General features: G+C 60.6%; 1 protein-coding gene. It reads left to right on the top strand.

The features are described from left to right. Positions 1-91: 91 nt before the first annotated feature. The coding region (locus MTBSS4_RS03810) for a transposase (protein WP_173982081.1) at positions 92-348 on the top strand (257 nt) is incomplete at its 3' end.

A 348-nucleotide genomic window follows, 5' to 3' on the forward strand; every position in this document is an offset into this window, starting at 1 on the left:
GGATTTCCCAGATGGCGCTGCGATTTCGTGACGACGACTGCGAAATCTGATATATAAATCAAGGCGATAAGGTCGATCTGAGGGGCTGGATATGGAGACGGTGGCGGGTGAAACCGAATCGGGCGACCTGCGTGTCGCTTTCGACCGCCGCCTCAAGCTGGAGTTCCATGGTTCCAAGGTGACTTCTGACGCCGGACTGCTCGCCTTCCGGGAACTGGACGCCGCCCTTGGCCTGACCGAGATGGCCGGGCAGATTCTGGCCGACAACAGGACCGGCACGAACAACCGTCACACCCTGACGGCGCAGTTTCGGCAATCGGTGTTCGGCCGCCTCGCCGGATACGAGGA

This window comes from Magnetospirillum sp. SS-4 (assembly GCF_902729425.1).
GTDB lineage: Bacteria > Pseudomonadota > Alphaproteobacteria > Rhodospirillales > Magnetospirillaceae > Phaeospirillum.